The organism is Chromohalobacter canadensis (genome assembly GCF_034479555.1).
Lineage (GTDB): Bacteria > Pseudomonadota > Gammaproteobacteria > Pseudomonadales > Halomonadaceae > Chromohalobacter > Chromohalobacter canadensis.
Genome location: NZ_CP140151.1, coordinates 3,489,173 through 3,511,781, shown reverse-complemented (window position 1 = coordinate 3,511,781; position 22,609 = coordinate 3,489,173). Strand labels below are relative to the sequence as shown.

Genomic DNA, 22,609 nt, shown 5'->3' with positions numbered 1-22,609 from the left:
GGAATAGGCGCGTCCTGGGCCTTGATAAGGCGGCACGCCTTCATGAGCCAGCTGTACGTTCCTGATGCACGACTGCTGCCAAGGGCTCTGCTGCATCCTAACCAATCTGGAAGAGCGCACCCTGCTGGACCTGCTACCCGGTCGTCAGCAAGAGAGGGTGACAAGACGCCTCATGAGCATGGCCAACCGCCACCAGGTCGAGATCGTCAGCATGGACATGTGGAAGCCCTACCGCCGCGCCTTCCAGACGGTGCTGCCACAGGCCCGTATCGTGGTCGATAAGTTCCACGTCGTGCGCATGGCCAACGAGGCCTTAGAGAAGATCCGCAAAGGCCTAAGGAAGGAGTTGAAGCCCAATCAGCGCCGGACCCTCAAAGGTGACCGGAAAATCCTGCTGAAGCGCGCTCACGACGTTTCAGACCGCGAACGGCTCATCATGGAGACCTGGACAGGAGCATTCCCCCCAGCTCTTGGCGGCTTACGAGCACAAGGAGCGCTTCTACCATATCTGGGACTGTACCAATCGGCGTGGTGCCGAACAGGCTCTCGCCACCTGGATTGACAACATCCCTCAGGGGCAGAAGGAGGTTTGGAAGGATCTCGTCAGCGCCGTCAGTGGCTGGCGTGAAGAGATGCTGACCTACTTTGAGACCGACATCCCGATCACCAACGCTTTCACGTAGTCGATAAACCGCCTAGCCAAGGACAAAAACCGTGATGGCCGGGGCTATTCGTTCGAGGTAATGCGAGCCCGGATGCTCTATACCACCAAGCACAAGAAGAAGGCGCCACAAGTCAAGGAATCCCCGTTTCTGGGCAGAGCCACCATGACCTACAACATGGGACTCCCCGAGCCTGAGAAGAACTTCGGTGTCGATCTATCAACCTTCTGGAAGGACTAAGGGTTGGATGGGGCTGGAAGGCCCATCAACCACTTAATCCGGATACCCAAAAAAATCTAATTAACTGAAAAAAGAGGAGATTCGCCTCACTCGATAGACCAAAGTATAGATAAATGAATATTGCGCACAATGTTCATTAAGAACTAACTTGAAAGACGCATCTCATGCACGACCACACTTCATGACACGCCAATAACAAGGAACGATCATGCTCAAACTGCACAATAAAGCCGGACTCGCCAGCATCGCCGTCCTGCTCTCCGCATTCGCCGGCCCGGCTCTCGCCGACTACCCGGAAAAACCCATTACCATCATCGTCCCCTGGGCTGCCGGCGGCGGTACCGATGCCACCGCGCGGACCATCGCCAAGGCCATGGAAGAAGAACTCGGTGCGACAATCAACGTCGTCAACCGTACCGGCGGCAGCGGCGTGGTGGGCCACAGCGCCATTGCCCGCGCCAACCCCGACGGCTACACGCTCGGCTTGGTCACGGGCGAGATCAATATGATGCATTGGCAAGGCCTCACCGATCTGACCTACCGGGATTACACCCCCATCGCACAGATCAACTACGACTACGCGGGCGTTCAGGTCGCCACCGACGGCCCCTTCGAGGACCTCGAAGACCTGGTACAAACCGTGGGCGAACAGCCCAAGGGCACTTATAACGCATCCGGCACCGGCCAGGGCGGCGTCTGGCACCTGGCGTTCGCCGGCTTCTTGATGGATCAAGGCATGGAACCCGATCGGGTCACCTGGATTCCCAGCCAAGGCGCGGCGCCTGCCATGACCGAACTTGCCGCCGGTGGCATCGACATCGTGCCAAGCTCGGTACCCGAAGGGCGTTCGATGATCGAATCCGGGCGTGCCGCCAGCCTGGGGATCATGGCGCCCGAACGCCTCGACAGCTTCCCCGACGTGCCCACGATCCAGGAGGCCATCGGCAGCGACTACCAGATCGGTGAATGGCGCGGCATCGCAGGCCCCAAAGGCATGGATCCCGAGATCGTCTCGACACTGGAAGACGCACTGGAAGCCGCCTACAACAGCGACACCTACCAAGGGTTCATGGCCAAGCAAGGCTTCGGTACCGAATGGCGCAATGCCGAGGACTTCGGCCAACTGATGGAGGACATGGACGAACGCTTCGGCAAGATCGTCGAACAAGTCGGTTTGGCCAAATAGCCGGGAGGCCACGATGAAAGACTTCCTTCTCGGCCTCGCGTTCATGGCAGCGGGCGCTATCGTCTATCTCGTGGCCCAGCAGTTCCCCACCATGCCGAGCCTGCAGTATGGGCCTTCACTGTTTCCCTCCCTCATCGGGGGAGGGTTCATGATAGGTGGCCTGATACTCGCAATCAGTCATGTCGGGGCACTCAAGGGCATCGGGCACGGTATGACCTGGCGCATGGACCGTGAGCAGTTGCGCAACACGCTGCTTTCTACCCTGCCGGGACTCGCCATCGTTTTCTATATTCTCGCCAGCGAGTGGTTGGGCGCCCTGCTCAGTCTCGCCTTGATCATGTTCGTATTGATGCTGGCACGACGCACGTCGCCTCTGCTGGCATTTGGCGTTTCCCTCGTCGCAGCGCTGATCATCGATCTTCTGTTCTCTCGCTATCTGCTCATTCCCCTTCCCGAGGGCGTTTTGAGCATCTGGGGGTAAGCCATGGATGCATTTCTGCAAGGCCTGGCGCTGGTCTTCAATTTCCAGACGCTGCTGGTGATCGCCGGCGCGGCCATTTTCGGCGTCTTCGTGGGCGCCGTGCCCGGGCTGACCGCCACCATGGCCGTCGCCCTGCTGGTCCCCATCACCTTTTACATGGACCCGACGCCAGCCATCGCGGCTATCGTCACCACGTCGGCGATGGCGATCTTTGCCGGCGACATTCCCGGGACCTATCTCAATATTCCCGGTACGCCCGCCTCGGCTGCCTATGTCGGCGAATCGCACCAACTGGCACGACAAGGGCGCGCACGCGAAACGCTGGGTACCAACCTGGTGTGCTCGATGTTCGGTGGGTTGTTCGGCACGCTGGTGCTGGTCTTCGTATCGCCTTCACTCGCCGAGGTCGCGCTCAAGTTCAGCTCGTTCGAGTATTTCTGGCTGGCCTTGCTGGGTCTGAGCTGCTCGATCTTCATTTCCATCGGTTCCAAGACCAAGGCCTTCCTGTCCTTGCTGGTGGGGCTGCTGCTTTCCACCGTAGGCCTCGACATGATGAGTGGCGCCCCGCGTTTCACGTTCGGCATTCCGGATCTGATGGCAGGCATCAACTTCATTCCGGTGATGATCGGCATGTTCGCGCTCAATGAGCTGATGAGCTTCTACGGCTCGAGCAACGAGGGCCGCAACGTCCCCGCGGTACACAAGGACGAGGTCTTCAGCAGCGTTCCCAAGCATCTCAAACGCTACTGGCGCAACCTGTTACGCGGGAGTTCGACCGGCACCCTGATCGGCGCGCTGCCCGGCGCCGGTGCGGACATCGCGGCGTGGATTTCCTACGCCATGGGCAAGAGCCGCTCGAAAAACCGGGACGCCTACGGCACCGGCCACATCGAAGGCATCGTCGATGCCAGCTCGGCCAACAATTCCGGCATCAGCGGCGCCTGGGTGCCGGCGCTGGTCTTCGGCATCCCCGGGGATTCGATCACCGCTATCGTCATCGGCGTGCTGTACATGAAGGGCATGAACCCCGGCCCCACCATCTTCATGGACGGTGGCGGCCTGGTCTACGCCCTGTTCACGGTGTTCTTCATCGCCAACCTGATCATGCTGCCCATCGGCTATATCGCCATTCGCTCGGCCAAGGTCTTCATCCTGACACCGCGTAAGATATTGATGCCGATCATCCTGTGTTTCTGCATCGTCGGCGCCTTTGCCATCAACAACGCCGTTACCGATGTGTGGATCATGCTGATCATTGGCTTGGTCGCGTTCATCCTGGCACGCAATGACTTCCCCATGGCCCCCGCCATTCTGGGTCTGGTACTCGGCGGCACGCTGGAGAACAACTTCATGAGTTCGATGCTCAAGAGCAACGGCGACCTGCTCAGCTTCTTCTCGCGCCCGATCAGCGCGGGCCTGGGCGCCATGGTCATCCTGATCTGGTTCCTGCCGTTGTTCATTCGTCTCTATCGCCGTTATCGCGGCGCCGCCCAATCCCCGAGGACGCCATGACCACCTACTCATCTACACAACTTCAGGAGCTCTTGACGGCCCTCTTCGAGGAGGCCGGCGCGCATCGAGAAATCGCCGACGCTACTGCTGACGTGCTGGTCGAGGGCGATCTTCTCGGTCACCACACACATGGCATCAAGCTCGCGAATGGTTATCTCAAGGACCTCAAGGCCGGTAAAGCGAGCGGCGACCCCGACACGCTAGAGATGACGGAAAATAGCCCCGTGGCCGCCGTAATCGATGGACACTATGTGTTAGGACCGTACCTGGTCAGGCGTACTCTGGAACACGCACGGCAAGCGGCCGAGGGCTTTGGCATCGGCATCGTCACGCTCAAGCGCTCCCATCACATCGCTTGCCTGGCAGCCTATCTGCGCCCCCTCGTCGAACGCGATCTGGTGCCCATCGTGCTCAGCTCGGACCCCGCAGTGGCCTCGGTCGCGCCCTATGGCGGGGTAACGCCCGTGTACACACCGAACCCGCTGGCCATCGGCATCCCAGGCCGCGACAACCCCATGCTGATCGATGTCAGCATGTCGAGCATCACCAACGGCACCGTCAACAAGACACGTGCCGAAGGCGGCAAGCTCGCGCACCCCGCCATCCTCACCAATCGGGGAACGGTCAGCGACGACCCCGAGGATTTTTTCACCACCCCGCCCGGCAGCATTTTGCCGCTCGGCGGCCAGGCCTTCGGCCACAAAGGGTTCGCCCTGGGCTTGATGATCGAGGCGCTGACCTCGGCTCTCGGCGGCTTCGGTCGCAAGGACGCCCCGACCCAATGGGGTGCATCGGCAACGGTGATGGTCATCGATCCGGCGCGTTTCGGGGGCATTGATGCCTTCGTCGAGGAAACCGACTTCCTCACCCGGCGCTGTCTCGATGCGGAGCGCGCCGACCCCGAGGTCGCGGTACGCCTACCCGGCCAGTCCGGCCTCGCCAAGCGTCAGCGGTATCTACGCGAGGGAATTCCACTACCCGATGATGTCGTCGACTCGCTACGCCAGGCCGTCGCCGGCTCGACATTGGCAGACGGTTCGTTGAGTCGCGCACTGGGGTTATGAAATGAAACAAGGTAAACGCATGCAAGGCATCAAAACCATCGGCGTCATCGGCACCGGCCTCATGGGCGCGCCGATGGCCCGCCGTCTCGCCGAGGAGGGCCATCGGGTCCGCGCCTGGAACCGCACGCCCGACAAGACAGAGACACTGCGCGAGTACGGTATCGAAATAGCCCATTCGGCGAACGATGCCGCCACCGACGCCGACCTCGTCATGGTCATGCTCAGCTCGGGACCGGTATGCGATGACGTCTTGCTAGGCGACGACGGCGTAATCGCCCACATGGCGCCCGATGCGATTCTGGTGGTGATGAGTTCGATCCCGGTCGAGACCGCCAGGGGACAGGCCCAGGCCGCCAAGGCAGCGGGCGTCGGCTATCTGGATGCACCGGTGTCCGGTGGCGAGCGCGGCGCCATCGACGGCACGCTGGCGATCATGGTCGGCGGCGAAGCGGACACCTACGCGCGAGCGCGGGCGCTATTCTCCCCCCTCGGGCGCGACGTACATGTCGGCCCCGTCGGGAGTGGCCAACTTGCCAAGCTGGCCAATCAAACGATCGTCGCCAATACCATCGCCACGGTAGCCGAAGCCTTGCTGCTCGCCGAACGCGGCGGCGCCGACCCTGGCAAGGTGCGTGAGGCCTTGCTGGGCGGCTTCGCCGATTCGACGATCCTCCAAGTCCACGGCGAGCGCATGCTCAAGGAAGATTTCCGCCCCGGCGGGCCCGCCAAATGGCAGTGGAAGGACACGCAAACCGCCCAAGCACTCGCGGATGAGCTATCGCTTGAGCTTCCGGTATCGCGCCTGGTGGACGGCCTATTCGCCGATATGGTCGCGCACGGCGACGGCGAGCTGGACCATAGCGCTCTGATCCGCGAATTGCGGCGGCGCAACGGCGAACGCCCGAGCTGATCGCTACCGAGCCGTTACGCCGAGGGCAGATTTCAGTACCGAGTGTTTTGTCATGCGCTCAGGAAGGCTCGACCTCGCGCAGATAATTCGGCACTTCAAGCGCACCGGCATCGCGGAAATCGGCCAGGCGCGTCTGCACCTGGGATTCGGAGCGTGCCAAGTGTTCTTCGAGGGCGCGCCCCGCCGCTTCGCCGTGACGGGCCCGAGCCTTTTCGAACACATGCCGATGCTCGTCGAAGAACGGTGCCACGCTGGGCAATTCGATCGACGAGCCCAATAGGTGCTTGCTGATCAATAGAATTGGCCGCGTGCGACGCAACATGGTCATGATTTCGGCGTTGTTGCCCCGCATCAGCGCCTCATGGTGCAGATCATTCTCGAGGGCATCGAGCAATGCGCTGGGCACCCGAGGATAATCGCGTGCGGCATCGTCCAGGCGCGTCAGGTAACGCTGTATGTCCGCGTCACTCAGCGTCTCGGCGGCACGGGTCATCATGAACGGCTCTAGCTGACGCCGTGCCTGGTAAAGATCGTGCAGGCGCGTGTCATCCAGCGGCACCACCGTCCAACTGCTGTACTTGACCTTTTCCACCACCCCGATGCTTTGCAGATACAGCAGAATGCGATGCGTCAGGGTCCGGCTCACCGACAACGAGCGCGCCAGCTGCAGTTCATTGAGTTCGAAGCGCCCTTTCATCGAGCACAGCACCACGTCGCGCTCTACGCTTTCGGCATGCGCACGCCAGGTATCCGTGCGTTCGATACGCGAGGCGCGAAAATCGCCTTTACCCAGCGAGCGGCGCACCGCATCGCCGGGTTGCGCCCCCACCTGGTAGCCACGCCCTTCGAAGCGACAGATTCGGCCTTCCTCGTGGAGGCGAGCCAAGGTCTGGCGTACCGGCGAACGGCTCATCGCAAAATGCTCGGCGAGATGTCCTTCCAGCAGCACCAATCCTGGCTCGAGACGCCCATCCTCGATGGCCTGGCGGACTACCCGGTAAAGTTGCTCCTTCAACGATCTGGCCATGCGGCTGTCGTACTCCCCCGATTAATGCGTGCACGCGTGGTTCGAGCGCCCATGAACGTGATGGAAGCGCAGCGTTCTTCAGGTGATCGCGCCAACCATCCAAGGCACGAATTCATTGCTGCCATAGCCCAGCGATTCGCTGGCACTGGCGTCGCCGGACGCGACGGCGACGATCCGTTCGAAGATCGCCTCGCCCATTTCCTCCACCGAGACTTCACCGTCGATGATGGCCCCGCAGTTGAGATCCATATCCTCATGCATGGTCTCATACATGTGCGTATTGGTGGCCAGCTTGAGGCACGGCGCCGGCTTGAAGCCGGAGACCGAGCCACGCCCGGTGGTAAAGCACACCAAGGTCGCCCCCGAGGCAATCTGGCCGGTAACCGAGACCGGGTCATAGCCGGGACTGTCCATGAAATTGAAGCCTGGCACCTTGAGCGGCTCGGCGTACTCGAGCACATCGTTCAAGCTCGATGCCCCACCCTTGGCCACCGCGCCCAGCGATTTTTCCAGAATCGTCGACAGGCCACCGGCCTTATTACCCGGCGACGGGTTGTTATTGAGTTCCGCGCCGTTGATCTCGGTGTAATGCTTCCACCAAGCGATACGTGCCAGCAGCTTACGCGCAACGTCTACATTCACCGCGCGATCCAGCAGCAGATGCTCGGCGCCGTAGATCTCCGGCGTTTCGCTCAGGATCGCGCTGCCCCCATGACGCACGATCAGATCGGCGGCGTGCCCCAGCGCCGGATTGGCAGTGATCCCCGAGTAACCGTCCGAGCCACCACATTGCAGCGCTACGCTCAAGTGATGGAGCGGCGCGGGGCGGCGCTCATCGCGTTCATGACTACGCGCCATGTCCAGCACCTTGTCACACGCCATCTGGATGCTCGCGCGCGTACCGCCGACCTGCTGAATGTTGAAGTAGGCCAGGCGCGCGGCATCTTCCAGCCCCGACTTCTCCACCAGTTGCTTGACCTGGTTGGTCTCACAGCCCAACCCGATGATGACCACGTGCGCGAAGTTGGGATGCCGCGCATAGCCCGCGATGACCCGCTCGAGAAATGCAAAGCCCTCGGACTCGGTATTCATCGCGCAGCCCGAGCCGTGGGTAATCGGCACCACGCCATCAAACCCCAACGCCGCAATCTCACCATCTGCATTGAGTCGTTCGGCGGCGACCTTGGCCACGGTCGCCGAGCAATTCACGGTCGACAGAATACCGATGTAGTTGCGCGTACCCACCTGACCATTGGGGCGGTGATAGCCCATGAAGGTGCGCCCCGAATCACTCACCTGCGTGCGCGGAAAAGGCTCGAAGCCCTCCAGCGCCGTATCGCGCTCGAGCATAGCAACATTATGGGTATGCACGTGTTCGCCGACGGCGATCTCGCGGCTCGCCCGGCCGATGACCTGACCGTACTTGATGACGTTGTCACCCTCAGCGAGCGGTATCAGCGCCACCTTGTGCCCAGCATCGATATTATGACGTGCCACGCACTCGTCGACACCGAGCGGCAAGCCTTCCGGAACGGCACGCGTGGCGACCCCCACATTATCGACCGTGTTGAGTCTGATAACCGGCGGAGTCGTGTTGATGAGTTGCATGATGGACCTCGGTAACAAGGACACGCCTCGCCGCCACGGTGGGGCGCATCGATTTCGGGACATAGCCTGGGACTTACTCTCAAGCGCCGTTCAGGAAACGTCGATTAGACCAACGTCACAATATTGAATATTGCACACAATGTTCAATTAAAATCTTAACGCACCAACAGCAGCCCCGCGAGCCATCTCATCACGCGATAACCAGAAGAAATCGGCACAATAAAATTGCGATTGGCCTGTTATTGACGGTTAGCCTTAGCCTGATACCCGACATCCCCGAGCGGCGTCAGCCGCTCTCTTTCAGGACGCTAACTCATGACCACGATTACCCACCTGCAAGCGCGCGATATTCGCTTTCCCACCTCTCGGCAGCTCGATGGCTCGGACGCCATGAACGCGGCGCCGGATTATTCGGCCACCTACGTGACCCTGACCACCGATGCCGACGATGCCCATCAAGGTCATGGCCTGACCTTCACCATCGGGCGTGGCAACGATGTCTGCGTCAAAGGCGTCGAGGCGCTGGCCTCGCGCATCGTGGGACGCGACCTCGAGACAATCACCGCCGACATGGGCACCTTCTGGCGCGACCTTACAAGCGGTGATAGCCAACTGCGCTGGTTGGGCCCGGAAAAGGGCGTCATGCACCTGGCGGCAGCGGCCATCGTCAACGCCGTATGGGACCTATGGGCCAAGCGCGAAGGCAAGCCGGTCTGGAAGCTGCTGGCGGACATGTCCCCCGAGCAATTGGTCCAGTGCCTGGATTTCCGTTTCGTCACCGACGCTCTGACGCCGCAGGAAGCCATCGCCTTGCTCAAGCGCAAGGAAGCCGGCAAAGGCGAGCGCGAAGCCCACATGCGCGCCGAGGGGTATCCCGGCTATACCACTTCCGCTGGCTGGCTCGGCTACTCCGAGGACAAGATGCGGCGCCTGGCGCGCGAAGCGCTGGCCGAAGGCTGGACGCATTTCAAGCAGAAGGTCGGCGGCAACCTTGAGGAGGATCGCCAGCGCGCCCGCATCCTGCGCGAGGAAATCGGCTGGAACCGTGAGTTGATGATGGACGCCAACCAGATGTGGGACGTGGACGAAGCCATCGCCAACATGCGTGATCTGGCGGAATTCGATCCGCTGTGGATCGAAGAACCCACCAGCCCCGACGACATCCTCGGCCATGCCGAAATTCGTCGCCGGCTCGATCCCATGGGCGTCGCCACCGGCGAGCACTGCCATAACCGCGTGATGTTCAAGCAGCTGCTACAGGCCGACGCCATCGACTATTGCCAGATCGATGCCGCACGGCTGGGTGGACTCAACGAAGTGATCCTGGTGCTGCTGATGGCCGCCAAGTTTGACGTGCCGGTCTGCCCGCACGGCGGTGGCGTGGGGCTGTGCGAGTACACCCAGCACATCTCGCTGTTCGACTATATCGCCGTCTCCGGCTCGCTGGACGGCCGTATCCTGGAATACGTCGACCACCTTCACGAGCATTTCATCGATCCGGTGCGCATTCACCGAGGCCGTTATCAGGTCCCTGAAGCCCCCGGTTACAGCATCACCATGCATGACGACTCACTCGAACGCCATCGCTACCCCGACGGAGAGGCCTGGCATGCGGCTTCCAACGAAAATTAATTGGTCATCTACGACTAACGATGAAGTCTCAACAAGGGGTATTTAGGTGTATGTTCAACATTCAGGTGTTCAAGAGCAGACACACCATCTGCCCAGGACATCGAGCGACCTATCAGTAGCAAGGGTTTCTGGTGCAGGTCGCGATGATACCGGTGTCATGCGTGACACACATGCCAGCACTACCATCAGTTCCAGGAGGACAAGATGACAACAACCACAACGACACGCTTTGTTTCGGTCGTCGGCGGCGCCTTTATCGGCTTGACCGCACTGAGCGCCTCCGCGGCGACCGAAATGCCCCCGCTGCCCGATGTCAAAGGCGACAAGGTGCAAGCCGATGGCGACTTCAAGATCAAATTCAGCATCGGTACCACAGAATCCGGCGCGCAATACCGCGGCCTTCAATATTTCGAGAAGATCGTCGAACAACGCAGTGACGGGAACATCCAAGTAGATCTCTTCCCCGGCGCTCAGTTGGGCGATGATCGCGAAGCCACCAGCGCACTGCAGGCGGGGACGCTGGAAATGACCATGCCGTCTACCTCACCGCTGGTGAACATGTTCCCGCAGTTCGCCGTCTTCGACCTGCCGTTCCTGTTCCCTCAGCCGGAAATGGCGGATGCCGTGCTCGATGGCGAGATCGGCCAGCAGATGCTCGAAGATGCATCCTCTCAGGGCCTGGTCGCCATCGGCTGGGGCGAGAATGGCTATCGTCAGTTGACCAACAGCCAGCAACCCGTCGAAAAGCCGGAAGACCTCGATGGCTTGAAGATCCGCACCATGGAAAACGATCTTCACCTGGATATCTGGCGGACACTGGGCGCCAACCCCACGCCGATGTCCTTCGCGGAATTGTTCACGGCGCTTGAGCAAGGTGTCGTCGATGGTCAGGAAAACCCCTGGATCACCATCGAATCGTCCAAGTTCAACGAAGTGCAGGACTACGCCACCGAAACCAACCACGTCTACACGCCGTTTATCACCCTGGTCTCCGCTCGCTTCTGGGACCGTCTGCCGGAAGACTATCAAGAGCTGGTTCGCGACGCGGCCACCAAGATGGGCGACTACCAGCGTGAAGTCAGCCGTACGCTGAACGATCAGATCAAGCAGGACCTGAAAGATTCAGGCATGCAGATCACCGAGCTCAGCCCCGAGCAGGTCAAGGTCTTCCAGGACACACTGGAACCGGTCTATGAAGATTGGCGCGACCAGATCGGCGGCGAGCTGATCGATGATATCCGCGGGCAGGTGCAGCAGGCACAAGAGCAAGAATAAGCACCACACATCCTCAGTAGCACACGTACGCAGGGAAGGTCGGCCACGCCCTTCCCTGCTTTTGGCATCAACATGCTAAGCATCCCCTCCTTGGAGGCTTCATGAAGTCACGTTCGGGTAACGCCTACTTGAACAAGCTGATAAGCGGATTGGACGTCATCATCGGGCTCCTCGTCATTGGCGTGGTCGTTACCGTCTCGATGAACGTCTTCGGGCGCTTCATATTCAGCTACTCCTTTGCCTGGGCAGCGGAAATTTCACGCTTGTTCTTCATCTGGATGGTGCTACTCGGCGCGGGCATCGCCAGTCTAACCAACGAACATGTCGCCGTGACCTTATTCAAGGACAAGGCGCCTCCCATACTGCAGAAGATTTTCGCCCTGCTTGCAGCAGCGATCATCTATGCCGTTTGCATCAGTATCTTCCTCGGTTTCAACAACATCATCTCAGGCTATGTGGGGACGACCCCCTTCCTGGGCATTTCCAAGACCGTCCTCTATAGCGCGATGGTGGTCATGGCAGTACTCACCATCATCGGTAACACGATTTTTCTCTATAAAGTCTTCAAGCGAGGTGCGGCATGATCCTATGGAGCATTCTCTTAGGGCTGTTCGCCTGCATCGTGATCGGCATGCCGATCTCGTTTGGCCTGGCCGCGATCTGCCTGTTCATCTTCCACTTCGCCGACTACGGCCTCTCCTCGCTGGTATCGGAAGCCGTCAACGGGCTTGACTCGTTCCCCTTGCTGGCTATCCCTCTATTCATCCTCGTTGGCGAGGTCATGAGCTCGGGCGGCATCGCCAAGCGCCTAGTACGCCTGGCCAGCGCCATGGTCGGCTTCGTCGCCGGCGGTCTGGGCCAAGTGACCGTGCTGACCTCGATGTTCTTCGGCGGCATCAGCGGCTCCGCCGTGGCGGACGCCTCCGCGGTGGGTAGCATGATGATCAACCCCATGAAGCAACACGGCTATTCGGGGCCGCGCGCCACCGCCATCGTCGTCGCTGCCTCGGTGGTCGGCATCATCATTCCGCCATCCATTCCGATGATTCTCTTCGGGGTCGTGACCGGCACCTCTATTTCGCAGCTGTTCATGGCCGGTATCGTACCGGGGATTCTGATCACCATGGGCCTCGCCATGGCGACGTATTTCCAGTCCAAGAAGACCGGCTCCGCGCAGCCATTCGACTTCAAGGAACTGATCGCTGCCCTCAAGGACTCGGTACTCGCGTTGCTGCTGCCGATCATCATCGTTGGCGGAATCTTGAGCGGTGTCTTCACACCCACAGAAAGCGCCGCGATCGCCCTGCTGTACGCCGTGGTGGTTTCGATGTTCGTGTATCGCAGCCTCACCTTGAAAAGCTTCTTCGCCCTATGCGTTTCCACCGGCCGCTTGACCGGGGTGGTCTTGTTGTTGCTGGCATTTGCCAGCGTCCTGGCATGGCTTTTGACCGCCAACCTGATTCCACAGCAGATCGTCGTCATGCTCTCTGAGCTGTCCCAGAACAAGTACTTCATTCTGGGTATTCTGACGCTGTTCCTGTTGGTCGTAGGCTTCTTCATGGACCTTACCCCGGCCATGGTCATTCTGGCGCCGTTGATGACGCCCGTGGTGGTCAAGCTCGGCATCGACCCGGTCTACTTCGGGGTCATGATGTCGTTCATTCTCGGCATCGGTCTGATCACGCCACCGGTGGGCACCGTGCTCTATGTCGGCTGCGGGGTCGGTAAGGTCAAGCTCGAAGATCTGGTCAAGAGCCTGCTGCCCTACTACTTCACGCTGATCGCGTTGCTCATCGCATTCCTGGCCTTCCCCGGCCTGGTGCTCTGGTACAAGTGATATGAGAGGACAACGAGACGACACGATGCCAATCGATACCGCCGAGCTACATCGTTTTCTGATCGAGCTGCTGGGCGCTAGCGGGGTCATAGACGACCCCGCGGAGTTTGCTCGCTATACCACCGACTGGGCCGGCGACAAAGGCGGCGATCCCTTGATGATCGCCCGTCCCGGCACTCCCGAACAGGTCGCCGACATCGTCGCGTTCTGCCACCGCCACCAGATCCCCATGGTGGCGCAGGGAGGTCATTCAGGCCTCGTCGGCGGCGCGCAACCCGATCCCGAACGCGGCGAACTGATGATCAGCCTCGAGCGGCTGAACCGGATTCGGCATCTCGATCCCATCAATTTCAGCATGAGCGTCGATAGCGGCTGCATTCTACAGAACGTCAAGGATGCCGCCGAAGAGGCGGATTGCTACTTCCCGCTCGCCCTGGGCGCCCAAGGGAGCTGTCAGATAGGCGGCAACGTCTCCACCAATGCCGGCGGGCTCAACGTATTGCGCTACGGCATGATGCGCCAACTGGTGCTGGGGCTCGAGGTCGTGCTGCCCGACGGTCGTCTGTGGAACGGCATGCACGCCCTGCACAAGGACAACCGCGGTTACGACCTCAAGCAGTTGTTCATCGGTGCCGAAGGCACGCTGGGCATCGTCACCGGCGCGGTGCTCAAGCTTGCACCTCGGCCGCAGACCAGCCGCACTGCGCTGATCGCGGTGCCCGATGTCGCGTCGGCATTGGCGCTTTACGCCCAGGCACGCCGTAGTTGCTGCGACCTGCTCTCGGCGTTCGAGTTGATTCCTCGCGTATGCATGGAACTGGCATTCGAAGCGGCGCCGGATCTCCCCGACCCGCTCGACGAAGCGCACCCGGTCTATGTCTTGATGGAAGTCTCGGCCAGTGGTCCGGCGGATCTCGATACGATGATCGAGCATCTCTTCGAGACGGGCTCGGAGCAGGGGCATGTGCTGGATGGCGTACTCGCCAGCAGCGAGACGCAGGCGGCCCAGCTATGGCAGATACGTGAAAGTATGCTGGAAGGTCAGCAGATGCGGGGTGAACACCTGCGTACCGATATCTCGCTGCCCATTTCGTCGTTGACGGCGTTCTGTGACGCCGCCAATCACGCCATGGCCCAGCGCTCACCGGAGACACAGGTCATCGCCTACGGCCACATCGGCGACGGTAACCTGCACTTCAACCTGCTACCGCCCGCGAATCTTGAGCTCGAGGCCAAGAAGGCGCTGCTGCATGAACTGGAAGAAGTCTTGTTCGATCTCGTCGATGCGCACCATGGCAGCATCAGTGCCGAGCACGGCATCGGACGCATCAAACAGGCACCTTTCCTCGAGGATTTAGGCGAGACCGAGTACACGCTCTTGAAAGGTCTCAAACACCTCTTCGACCCGGAGGGACTCATGGCAGCCGGCCGCATCCTGCCGCGTTGATCTCGAGGAAGCCCGGTATCCGGGAAACATGACAGCTACTCCGCGAAGAACACTCGCAGCACATGATCGAGGTGGACTTCCATGGCCTGCCTCGCCGCTGCGGGGTCGCGCGCCTCGATCGCGGCCACCAGGCGCTCGTGATCTTCCTGCGAGCGCTGCGGCATGCCGGTCTCCATGAATAGCTCCTGTAGGCGTCGGAACATGACGCCGTACTGGTGGCCCAGCAGGTGCTTGATCAACAGCGCATAGGCCGCATTGCCCGAGGCTTCGGCGATGCGAATGTGCAAAAGCCGGTCACCTGCCAGGTTTCCCCCGCCGTGGTTGTTGTCGTAGACGTTGCGCTCCAGCGCCGCGCGTATGGCACTGAGATCCTCGTCACTGGCGTTCATCGCCGCCAACGCCGCATTCTCGGGTTCCAGGTAACGCCGCGCCTGCAACAGGGAAAACGGGGGTATTTCCTCGTCGAGATTGAGTTCGATCTCACTGGCGAACTCAGGATCGAGCGCCCATGGCTCCTTGCGAGCCGCGGCCTGCATCACCGAGCCCGGTGGCATGGCATCGACTTCCTTTACCAATACCCCATGCCCCACGCGCACCTCGACGATGCCCACGACTTCCAGCGCGATCAGCGCCTCGCGCACCGAGGCGCGGCTGACGCCCAGCTGCTGCGCCAGATCCCGCTCGGGCGGTAATAGTGACCCCGGGGGAAACTCACCATCGCGAATCAGTTGTTGCAACTGATCGGCGATCTGCCGGTACAGGCGCTGTGAGCGAATGGTTTGAATCGGCATCGCGTCGTCTCTCCGTACCGCGTTGCGACTAAAGTTGATGGCAATTGACTTGCCGCCGAGACCTAGCCCAGTAGATGATGGCCCAATCATTGGTCAGGCCTCTGGATCTTCGAATGGCTGGCCGCGTCATGTTCCCACGTTCAGTAGGGATTCGCCACACCATGAGACTTCAAAACAAGACGGCACTGGTTACCGCCGCTGGTCAAGGCATCGGCCGCGCCACGGTGGAGCGCTTTCTCGCCGAGGGCGCCAGCGTCATCGCTACCGATATCGATACCAGCCTCCTCGCCGACCTCGAAGGCGCCAACGTGTATCGGCTGGATGTCACGCAACGCGCTGACATCGACGCGCTGGCAAGTGAACTTGGCGAGATCGATATTCTGTTCAACTGTGCCGGCATGGTCCCAGGCGGCTCGATACTGGAATGCGACGACGCCACCTGGGAGCGCAGCTTCGGCCTCAACGTGACCGCCATGTTCCATATGATTCAGGCCTTCCTCCCCAGCATGCTCAATCGAGGCGGCGGCAGTATCGTCAACATGGCTTCTCTGGCATCCAGTATCAAAGGCATCCCCAACCGCTTCGCCTACGGCACCACCAAGGCCGCCGTCATCGGCTTGACCAAGTCGGTGGCCGCCGACTACATGACGCAAGGCATCCGCTGCAATGCTATCTGCCCCGGCACCGTCGAATCGCCTTCGCTGCATCAACGTATCGAGGCCCAGGCCCGGCAGCAGGGACGCGACAAGGCGGCGGTATTCCAGGAATTCATCGACCGCCAGCCCATGGGGCGACTCGGCAGACCGGAAGAAATCGCCGCGCTGGCGACGTTTTTGGCCTCCGACGAAGCAGCCTTCATCACCGGCACCGCCCAATTGATCGACGGCGGCTGGGCCAACTGACACCCGACATACATAGCATCGACCCACACGAGGACACTTCATGAAACTGCTACGTTTCGGCCCCTCGGGCCAGGAAAAACCCGGCCTGTTGGATGCCAACGGCAAGATCCGCGATCTTTCGTCGCTCATCAAAGATGTCGCCGGCGAGTCGCTTTCCGATACCGCCCTGGCCCACATCGCACAAGCCGACCCCGAAAGCCTGCCGGAGGCCCCCGAGGGCACGCGCCTGGGGCCCTGCGTGGGCCAGGTCGGCAAGTTCATCTGCATCGGCCTCAACTACTCCGATCATGCCGCCGAAACCGGCGCCGAGGTGCCGCCGGAGCCGGTGGTCTTCAACAAGTGGACCAGCGCCATCTGCGGCCCGAACGATGACGTGGAGATTCCGCGCGACTCGCACAAGACGGATTGGGAGGTCGAACTGGGCGTGATCATCGGCAAACCCGGGCGCTATATCGACGAGGCCGATGCCATTGATCATGTCGCCGGCTACTGCGTGGTCAACGATGTCTCCGAGCGGGAATTCCAGCTCGAGCGCAGCGGCAGCTGGGACAAGGGCAAGGGCTGTGACACCTTCGGCCCACTCGGCCCGTGGCTAGTCACCCGCGACGAGGTCGCCGACCCCCAATCGCTCGACATGTGGCTGGAAGTCGACGGCAAGCGCTACCAGGACGGTAACAGCCGCACCATGGTCTACCAGATCCCCTACCTGGTGGCATACCTGAGCCGCTTCATGAGCCTGCAGCCCGGCGATGTCATTTCCACCGGCACCCCTCCCGGCGTGGGCGCTGGCCAGAAACCCCAGGTCTTCCTCAAGTCCGGTCAGACCATGCGCCTGGGCATCGAAGGCCTCGGCGAGCAACGCCAGCTCACCAAGCAGGCGTGATCTCGCCAGAGACCGCCCTCGCGGCGGTCTCAACCTTCATATCGTGGCGTTAGACCAAAGACGACCACGACCTATGTCTACCCCCCCGTCACCACTAAAACGCTTGAAGTCAGGTCCATCGCTTGGGCATCTTGTTAGTCAATTGGCCTGACCTCTAGATCAAAATACCGCTGGGCGATTGGCCTGACCATCTTGCCTGGCGATGCACGAGGAAACCCTATGCACACGATCGTCTGCACACAGCCTCAAGACATGGAATTGCGCGACGTGCCCGAGCCGCAGTGCGCGCCCGGCGAGGCCATGCTCAAGATTCGTCGCGTGGGTATCTGCGGTACCGACATTCATGCTTACGGCGGCAATCAGCCCTACTTCACCTACCCCCGCGTGCTGGGCCACGAGCTGTCCGGCGATATCGTCGACGTCGGGGAAGGCGTCGATGAAGCGCTCGTCGGCCACAGCGCTTATGTCATTCCTTATCTCCATTGCGGCGAATGTCGTGCTTGCCGGCAGGGACAAACCAACTGCTGCCAGCACATGCAGGTCATCGGCGTGCATCGCGATGGCGGCATGGCGGAGTATCTCAGCGTGCCCGTGGATCACCTGGTCACCTCGAGCACCCTCGACGCCGAGCAGTTGGCGCTGGTCGAGTGCCTTTCCATCGGCGCGCATGCCGTACGCCGTAGCGGCACCGAGACCGACGAGCTGGTCGTGGTGGTCGGCGCCGGGCCGATCGGCATCGGTATCGTGCAAATCGCCCAGAGCCGTGGTGCGCGGGTGCTGGTGGTGGACACCAACCGTGACCGCCTGGCCTTCTGCCGCGACACGCTGGGCGTGGATGGTGTGCTGCACGCGCTGGAGGACGACGTGGAAGCTGCCATCGAGCGCCACAATGACGGCGCCCTGGCCGACGTCGTATTCGACGCCACGGGCAATCCCGCCGCCATGAATCGCGGCTTCGACTTTGCCGGCCACGGCGGGCGCTACGTGCTGGTGAGCGTGGTCAAGGCCGACATCACCTTCAACGATCCTGACTTCCACAAGCGCGAGCTCAGCCTGCTGGGCAGCCGCAATGCCACGCGTGAAGACTTCGAGACGGTCGCCCGCCTGATGGAAGAAGGCCGCATGCAGTCGACGGCCATGATCACGCATCGCGGCCGTTATACCGACCTGCCCTCGTTGATGCCGCAGTGGTGCGACCCGGCGACCGGCGTCATCAAGGCGATGGTGACGTTCGATGACGCCACCGCCCAAGGAGGTCGCTCGGCATGACCCAGACCATCGCCTCCGACCAGCTTCAGCAGCCCAGTCTGCGTGTCCATGCCCACGACAACGTGCGTGTTGCACTGCGCGACCTGCCCGAAGGCATGGAGATCGACGACAACGGCCACCGCCTGTGTCTGTCCGAAGCCGTACAGCACAAGCACAAGTTCACATTGCACGCCATGCAACCCGATGAACTCATCGTAATGTATGGCGTGACCGTGGGACGTGTCGTCCAGCCCATCGCCGCGGGCGCCGCCATCACCACGGCCAACGTCGAGCATTCCACCTCCAATGCCAAGCCTCAAGGCCACCGCGAGCATTGGGATGCCCCCGATGTCAGTGCCTTCACCGGGCAGACCTTCGATGGCTACCACCGCCCCGACGGGCGCGTGGGCACCGCCAACCATTGGTTGGTCATTCCCCTGGTCTTCTGCGAGAACCGCAACATCGAGGTACTACGCCAGTGCGTCGAGGACGCCATCGGCGACGATCCCTACCGGGATTACAAGCACATGGCCCGCCGCATGCTCCACGGCGACACGCAAGCGGCCCCAGCCCCGACGCCCGACGCGTCCCTGTTCCCGAACGTCGACGGCGTGCGCTTTCTGACCCATACGCTGGGCTGCGGCGGCACCGACGACGACGCCCAGTCGCTGTGCCAGCTACTCGCCGGTTACATCTGTCACCCCAACGTGGCCGGCGCCACGGTCCTCAGCCTCGGGTGCCAGAAGGCCCAGATCGAGATGCTCAAGGCAGCGGTAGCCAAACGCGACCCCGAGAGCCTGCGTCCCGTTCACTACTTCGAGCAGCAGGCCACCAACACGGAACCCGAGCTGATCCGTCAGGCGCTGGGCAGCATCTTCGACGGCCTCAAGGTCGCCAATGCCGTCGAACGGCGCCCCGCGCCGCTTTCCGAGCTCACCATCGGCGTGGAATGCGGCGGCTCCGACGGTTTCTCCGGCCTCTCGGCCAACCCGCTGGTCGGTGCCGTCATCGACCGCCTGGCGGCCTTGGGCGGTAGCGGCATCCTGAGCGAGTTCCCCGAGCTATGCGGTGTCGAGCATGAATTGCTGGCGCGTTGCCGCGACGACGCCACGGCCTCGCGCTTTCAGGAGCTCATGGAGGCCTATCAGCGTCACGCCGCCTCGGTGGGCGCGCACTTCTCGATGAACCCCTCACCCGGCAACATTCGCGACGGTCTGATCACCGACGCCATGAAGTCCGCCGGCGCGGCCAAGAAAGGCGGCGACAGCCCCATCGTCGACGTGCTGGATTACACCGAGCCCCAGGTACGCAAGGGCCTCAATCTGCTCTGCTCGCCGGGCAACGACGTCGAGTCCACGACCGCCCTGGTCGGCTCCGGCGCCAACCTGGTGATGTTCACCACCGGCCTCGGCACGCCCACCGGCAACCCCATCACGCCGGTCTTGAAGCTCGCCAGCAACAGCGAGCTCGCGCGCCGCATGCATGATGTCATCGACTTCGACGCCGGGCCCATCATTCGCGGCGAGGCGGACATCGCCGAACTCGCCGATGAACTCCTGCGCCTGTGCATCGACACCGCCTCGGGACATTACCGCACCAAGGCCATGCGTCTCTCGCAGCTCGATTTCATCCCCTGGAAACGCGGAGTCTCCCTGTGACAGCGCCAACGCTCGCCGATGCCGGTATCGTGCAATTCGGCACCAGCCGCTTTTTGCTGGGCCACGTGGCCGCGTTCGTGCACGCCTCGCGGGAGGCCGGCCACACGCGCGACGGCATCCTCGTGGTCCAGACCTCGCCGCGCGAGGCCGGCAAGCAAAAAGCCCGCGACCTGGACACGCACCGAGAGTATCCGCTGGCGATTCGCGGTCGTCGCGACGGCCGCGACATCGACACCCGCGAGACTATCACCAGCGTCGCCGGCTGCCTGATCGCCGACGAACAGTGGGAACCGCTGGAACGGCACTTCGTCGAGCATGCCCGTTTCGTGGTGTCCAACACCGGGGACAGCGGCTACCACGTCGACGACGACAGCGCCCTGGCAGAGGTGCCGAAAAGCTTTCCGGGCAAGCTCACCAAACTGCTGCACGCGCGCTACAGCGCGGGGCGCGAGGGCCTCACCGTGCTGCCCTGCGAGCTGGTCAGCCGCAACGGCGAGCAGCTCCAAGCCCTGGTGTTGGAGCTAGCGCAGCGCGACTACGCCGATGCCGACTTCGACACCTGGCTGACGACACGCTGCCTATGGGCCAACACTCTCGTCGACCGCATCGTTTCAGCAGCGCTGGAACCGGTCGGCGCCGTTGCCGAGCCGTACGCGCTTTGGGCCATCGAGGACCAGCCCGGCCTCGAACTGCCCTGCCAACATCCCGATGTGCAGTGCGTGACGTCCCTGGCCCCCTACGAGATGCGCAAGCTGCACATCCTCAACCTGGCGCACACCTATCTCGTCCACCGTTGGCAGCGCGAGCCGCAACCGCGCATCCGCTTCGTGCGCGAGGCCATGGACGACCCGGCATGGGCGGAGGAGCTGCGCCAGGTACTCGACGACGAAGTGCTGCCCACTCTGGCGGAACACCTCGAGCGGCCCTCTCTCGAAGCCTATCGCGACGCCACGCTCGAGCGTTTCGCCAACCCTTATCTCGACCACGCCCTGCAGGACATCGCTCAACACCACGCCATGAAGTGCCAGCGACGCCTGCAACCCGTGGTCGAATCGGCGCGCCGACGAGGCGTCGCCACGCCGCGACTCGATGACGCCATATCGAGCGCACAATCCACGACGCATTCCCAGTAACCCGACTGCACGACCGACAACAACCAAGGAGCACGACAATGCGTTTCAAGAAACTCACGCTCATCGCCACCAGCCTCTCCATCGCCGGCCTCGGCGGCTTGAACCTCGCTCAGGCCGCCACTGAAATCCGCGTCGCCTACGGCAACCAGCCAGGCGAGCCGGTGGATGTCGCCGTCAAGGAATGGGCGGAAAACGTCGAACAAGCAAGCGATGGCGAACTCACACTCAGCGCGTTCCCCGCCAGCCAGCTCGGCTCCGAGACGGATGTCATGGAGCAGGCACGCTTCGGCTCGCCGATCATCACGATCACCGCCTACAGCAACTTCATGAGCTCGGTGCCCGACCTGTCGGTACTCGACGCGCCCTACCTGGCCGACAGCTTCGACGACAAGCTCAAGGTCTTCGAATCCGAGTGGTTCGCCGAGCAGAGCCAAAAAGTCGAGGAGGCCGGCTACCACATCGTCATCCCCAACACCGTGTACGGCACGCGCCACCTGCTCTCGCGCGAGCCTGCCACTACGCCCGAGGAACTCGACGGCGTGAAGATCCGGGTACAGAACTCACCGATGTACGTCGAGGCCATGCGGTCGATGGGCGCCACGCCAACGCCAATGTCGCTGGGCGACGTCTATCCGGCACTGGCCCAGGGCATGGTCGACGGGGTCGAGAACCCCACGCCGGTACTATTCGGCGGCAAGTTCCACGAAGTCGTCAAGCACCTCAACCTGACCGGCCACATGAACACCGTGGCGCCATTCGTCACCGGCCAAGCGTTCTGGGACCAGCTCAGCGAGGAAAACCGGCAGATCCTGACCGACACTGGGCAAGACATGGCCGCCCATCTGCGTGAACTGGTCGAGAAGGAAAGCGACGTCGCCCTGCAGAAACTCAAGGATGCCGGCGTCGAGGTCCACGAAGTGGATACGCAGCCGTTCCGCGAACGCGCCGCAGAGCAAGTGCCCGCCGCCTTCCCGAAGTGGAGCGACGGCCTTTACGAGCAGGTTCGCCAGATCATCAACGGGTAAACGTTGACCGACCGCCGGCGCCACGCGGATGGCGCCGGCACGCGCATCACGCATGGCAACGCCTGCGTTGTCATGCCCGAGGAGCCTC

Annotated in this window: 19 protein-coding genes and 1 pseudogene; 17 read left to right on the top strand and 3 right to left on the bottom strand. The window is 61.8% G+C overall.

Features of this window, described 5'->3' with window-relative positions; all coding sequences use genetic code 11:
- Nucleotides 1-91: 91 nt before the first annotated feature.
- The 6 genes and pseudogenes from SR908_RS16305 to SR908_RS16280 all read left to right on the top strand — a co-directional run.
- Nucleotides 92-902: pseudogene (locus SR908_RS16305) on the top strand (ISL3 family transposase); the annotation flags it as partial.
- Nucleotides 903-1,110: 208 nt separating this feature from the next.
- Nucleotides 1,111-2,088 carry a tripartite tricarboxylate transporter substrate binding protein gene (locus tag SR908_RS16300; protein ID WP_246923514.1) on the top strand — a complete coding sequence of 326 codons (978 nt, stop codon included), beginning with the start codon at nt 1,111-1,113 and terminating at the stop codon, nt 2,086-2,088.
- A 13-nt stretch (nt 2,089-2,101) separates the two neighbouring features.
- Entirely contained in the window at nt 2,102-2,569 is a 468-nt protein-coding gene (locus tag SR908_RS16295; RefSeq protein ID WP_246923512.1) for a tripartite tricarboxylate transporter TctB family protein, read from the top strand.
- 3 nt (nt 2,570-2,572) lie between these two features.
- Nucleotides 2,573-4,081, top strand: a complete 1,509-nt coding sequence (locus SR908_RS16290) for a tripartite tricarboxylate transporter permease (protein ID WP_246923509.1) — start codon at nt 2,573-2,575, stop codon at nt 4,079-4,081.
- Nucleotides 4,078-5,145 carry an Ldh family oxidoreductase gene (locus SR908_RS16285; protein WP_246923506.1) on the top strand — a complete coding sequence of 356 codons (1,068 nt, stop codon included), beginning with the start codon at nt 4,078-4,080 and terminating at the stop codon, nt 5,143-5,145. The genes SR908_RS16290 and SR908_RS16285 overlap by 4 nt, the downstream gene beginning before the upstream one ends.
- A 1-nt stretch (nt 5,146) precedes the next feature.
- Nucleotides 5,147-6,055 (top strand): NAD(P)-dependent oxidoreductase, encoded by a 909-nt coding sequence (locus tag SR908_RS16280; protein ID WP_261506413.1) that lies wholly within the window; start codon nt 5,147-5,149, stop codon nt 6,053-6,055.
- 58 nt (nt 6,056-6,113) lie between these two features.
- Here SR908_RS16280 and SR908_RS16275 read toward each other — a convergent pair whose 3' ends face one another.
- Together SR908_RS16275 and SR908_RS16270 are read right to left on the bottom strand one after the other, a co-directional pair.
- Nucleotides 6,114-7,082: a GntR family transcriptional regulator gene (locus tag SR908_RS16275; protein ID WP_246923501.1), complete on the bottom strand. Its 969-nt coding sequence runs from the start codon at nt 7,080-7,082 to the stop codon at nt 6,114-6,116.
- 78 nt (nt 7,083-7,160) lie between these two features.
- Nucleotides 7,161-8,690 carry a UxaA family hydrolase gene (locus SR908_RS16270; protein WP_246923498.1) on the bottom strand — a complete coding sequence of 510 codons (1,530 nt, stop codon included), beginning with the start codon at nt 8,688-8,690 and terminating at the stop codon, nt 7,161-7,163.
- Between the two features lie 315 nt (nt 8,691-9,005).
- Between SR908_RS16270 and SR908_RS16265 the strand changes: the two genes are divergently transcribed.
- The 5 genes from SR908_RS16265 to SR908_RS16245 all read left to right on the top strand — a co-directional run bounded on the left by SR908_RS16265 (nt 9,006) and on the right by SR908_RS16245 (nt 14,881).
- A complete protein-coding gene (locus SR908_RS16265) occupies nt 9,006-10,322 on the top strand; it encodes an L-fuconate dehydratase (RefSeq protein ID WP_246923497.1) in 1,317 nt (438 codons plus the stop codon).
- A gap of 204 nt (nt 10,323-10,526) precedes the next feature.
- Nucleotides 10,527-11,597, top strand: coding sequence for a TRAP transporter substrate-binding protein (locus SR908_RS16260; protein WP_246923494.1), 1,071 nt, complete (start codon nt 10,527-10,529; stop codon nt 11,595-11,597).
- A 101-nt stretch (nt 11,598-11,698) separates the two neighbouring features.
- Nucleotides 11,699-12,181, top strand: coding sequence for a TRAP transporter small permease (locus tag SR908_RS16255; protein WP_246894552.1), 483 nt, complete (start codon nt 11,699-11,701; stop codon nt 12,179-12,181).
- Nucleotides 12,178-13,434, top strand: coding sequence for a TRAP transporter large permease (locus tag SR908_RS16250; RefSeq protein ID WP_246923492.1), 1,257 nt, complete (start codon nt 12,178-12,180; stop codon nt 13,432-13,434). The genes SR908_RS16255 and SR908_RS16250 overlap by 4 nt, the downstream gene beginning before the upstream one ends.
- 25 nt (nt 13,435-13,459) lie before the next feature.
- Nucleotides 13,460-14,881, top strand: a complete 1,422-nt coding sequence (locus tag SR908_RS16245) for an FAD-binding oxidoreductase (protein ID WP_075370376.1) — start codon at nt 13,460-13,462, stop codon at nt 14,879-14,881.
- 35 nt (nt 14,882-14,916) lie between these two features.
- Here SR908_RS16245 and SR908_RS16240 read toward each other — a convergent pair whose 3' ends face one another.
- On the bottom strand, nt 14,917-15,672 hold the full coding sequence (locus SR908_RS16240) for a FadR/GntR family transcriptional regulator (protein WP_075370375.1): 756 nt from the start codon (nt 15,670-15,672) through the stop codon (nt 14,917-14,919).
- A gap of 161 nt (nt 15,673-15,833) precedes the next feature.
- On the opposite strand from SR908_RS16240, the gene SR908_RS16235 reads away from it, so the two are divergent.
- The 6 genes from SR908_RS16235 (at nt 15,834) to SR908_RS16210 (ending at nt 22,521) form a co-directional block, all read left to right on the top strand.
- Entirely contained in the window at nt 15,834-16,574 is a 741-nt protein-coding gene (locus SR908_RS16235; RefSeq protein WP_246923489.1) for an SDR family oxidoreductase, read from the top strand.
- A 40-nt stretch (nt 16,575-16,614) separates the two neighbouring features.
- A complete protein-coding gene (locus tag SR908_RS16230; RefSeq protein WP_246923486.1) occupies nt 16,615-17,457 on the top strand; it encodes a fumarylacetoacetate hydrolase family protein in 843 nt (280 codons plus the stop codon).
- A gap of 219 nt (nt 17,458-17,676) precedes the next feature.
- Nucleotides 17,677-18,726, top strand: a complete 1,050-nt coding sequence (locus SR908_RS16225; RefSeq protein ID WP_075370372.1) for a zinc-binding alcohol dehydrogenase family protein — start codon at nt 17,677-17,679, stop codon at nt 18,724-18,726.
- The gene (locus SR908_RS16220; RefSeq protein WP_246923484.1) at nt 18,723-20,363 is read left to right on the top strand and encodes a UxaA family hydrolase; all 1,641 of its coding nucleotides are present in this window, start codon (nt 18,723-18,725) and stop codon (nt 20,361-20,363) included. Before SR908_RS16225 ends, SR908_RS16220 begins: the two co-directional genes overlap by 4 nt.
- Nucleotides 20,360-21,496, top strand: a complete 1,137-nt coding sequence (locus SR908_RS16215; protein WP_246923481.1) for a mannitol dehydrogenase family protein — start codon at nt 20,360-20,362, stop codon at nt 21,494-21,496. Before SR908_RS16220 ends, SR908_RS16215 begins: the two co-directional genes overlap by 4 nt.
- Before the next feature lie 38 nt (nt 21,497-21,534).
- On the top strand, nt 21,535-22,521 hold the full coding sequence (locus SR908_RS16210) for a C4-dicarboxylate TRAP transporter substrate-binding protein (protein WP_075370369.1): 987 nt from the start codon (nt 21,535-21,537) through the stop codon (nt 22,519-22,521).
- The last annotated feature ends 88 nt before the right edge of the window (nt 22,522-22,609 follow it).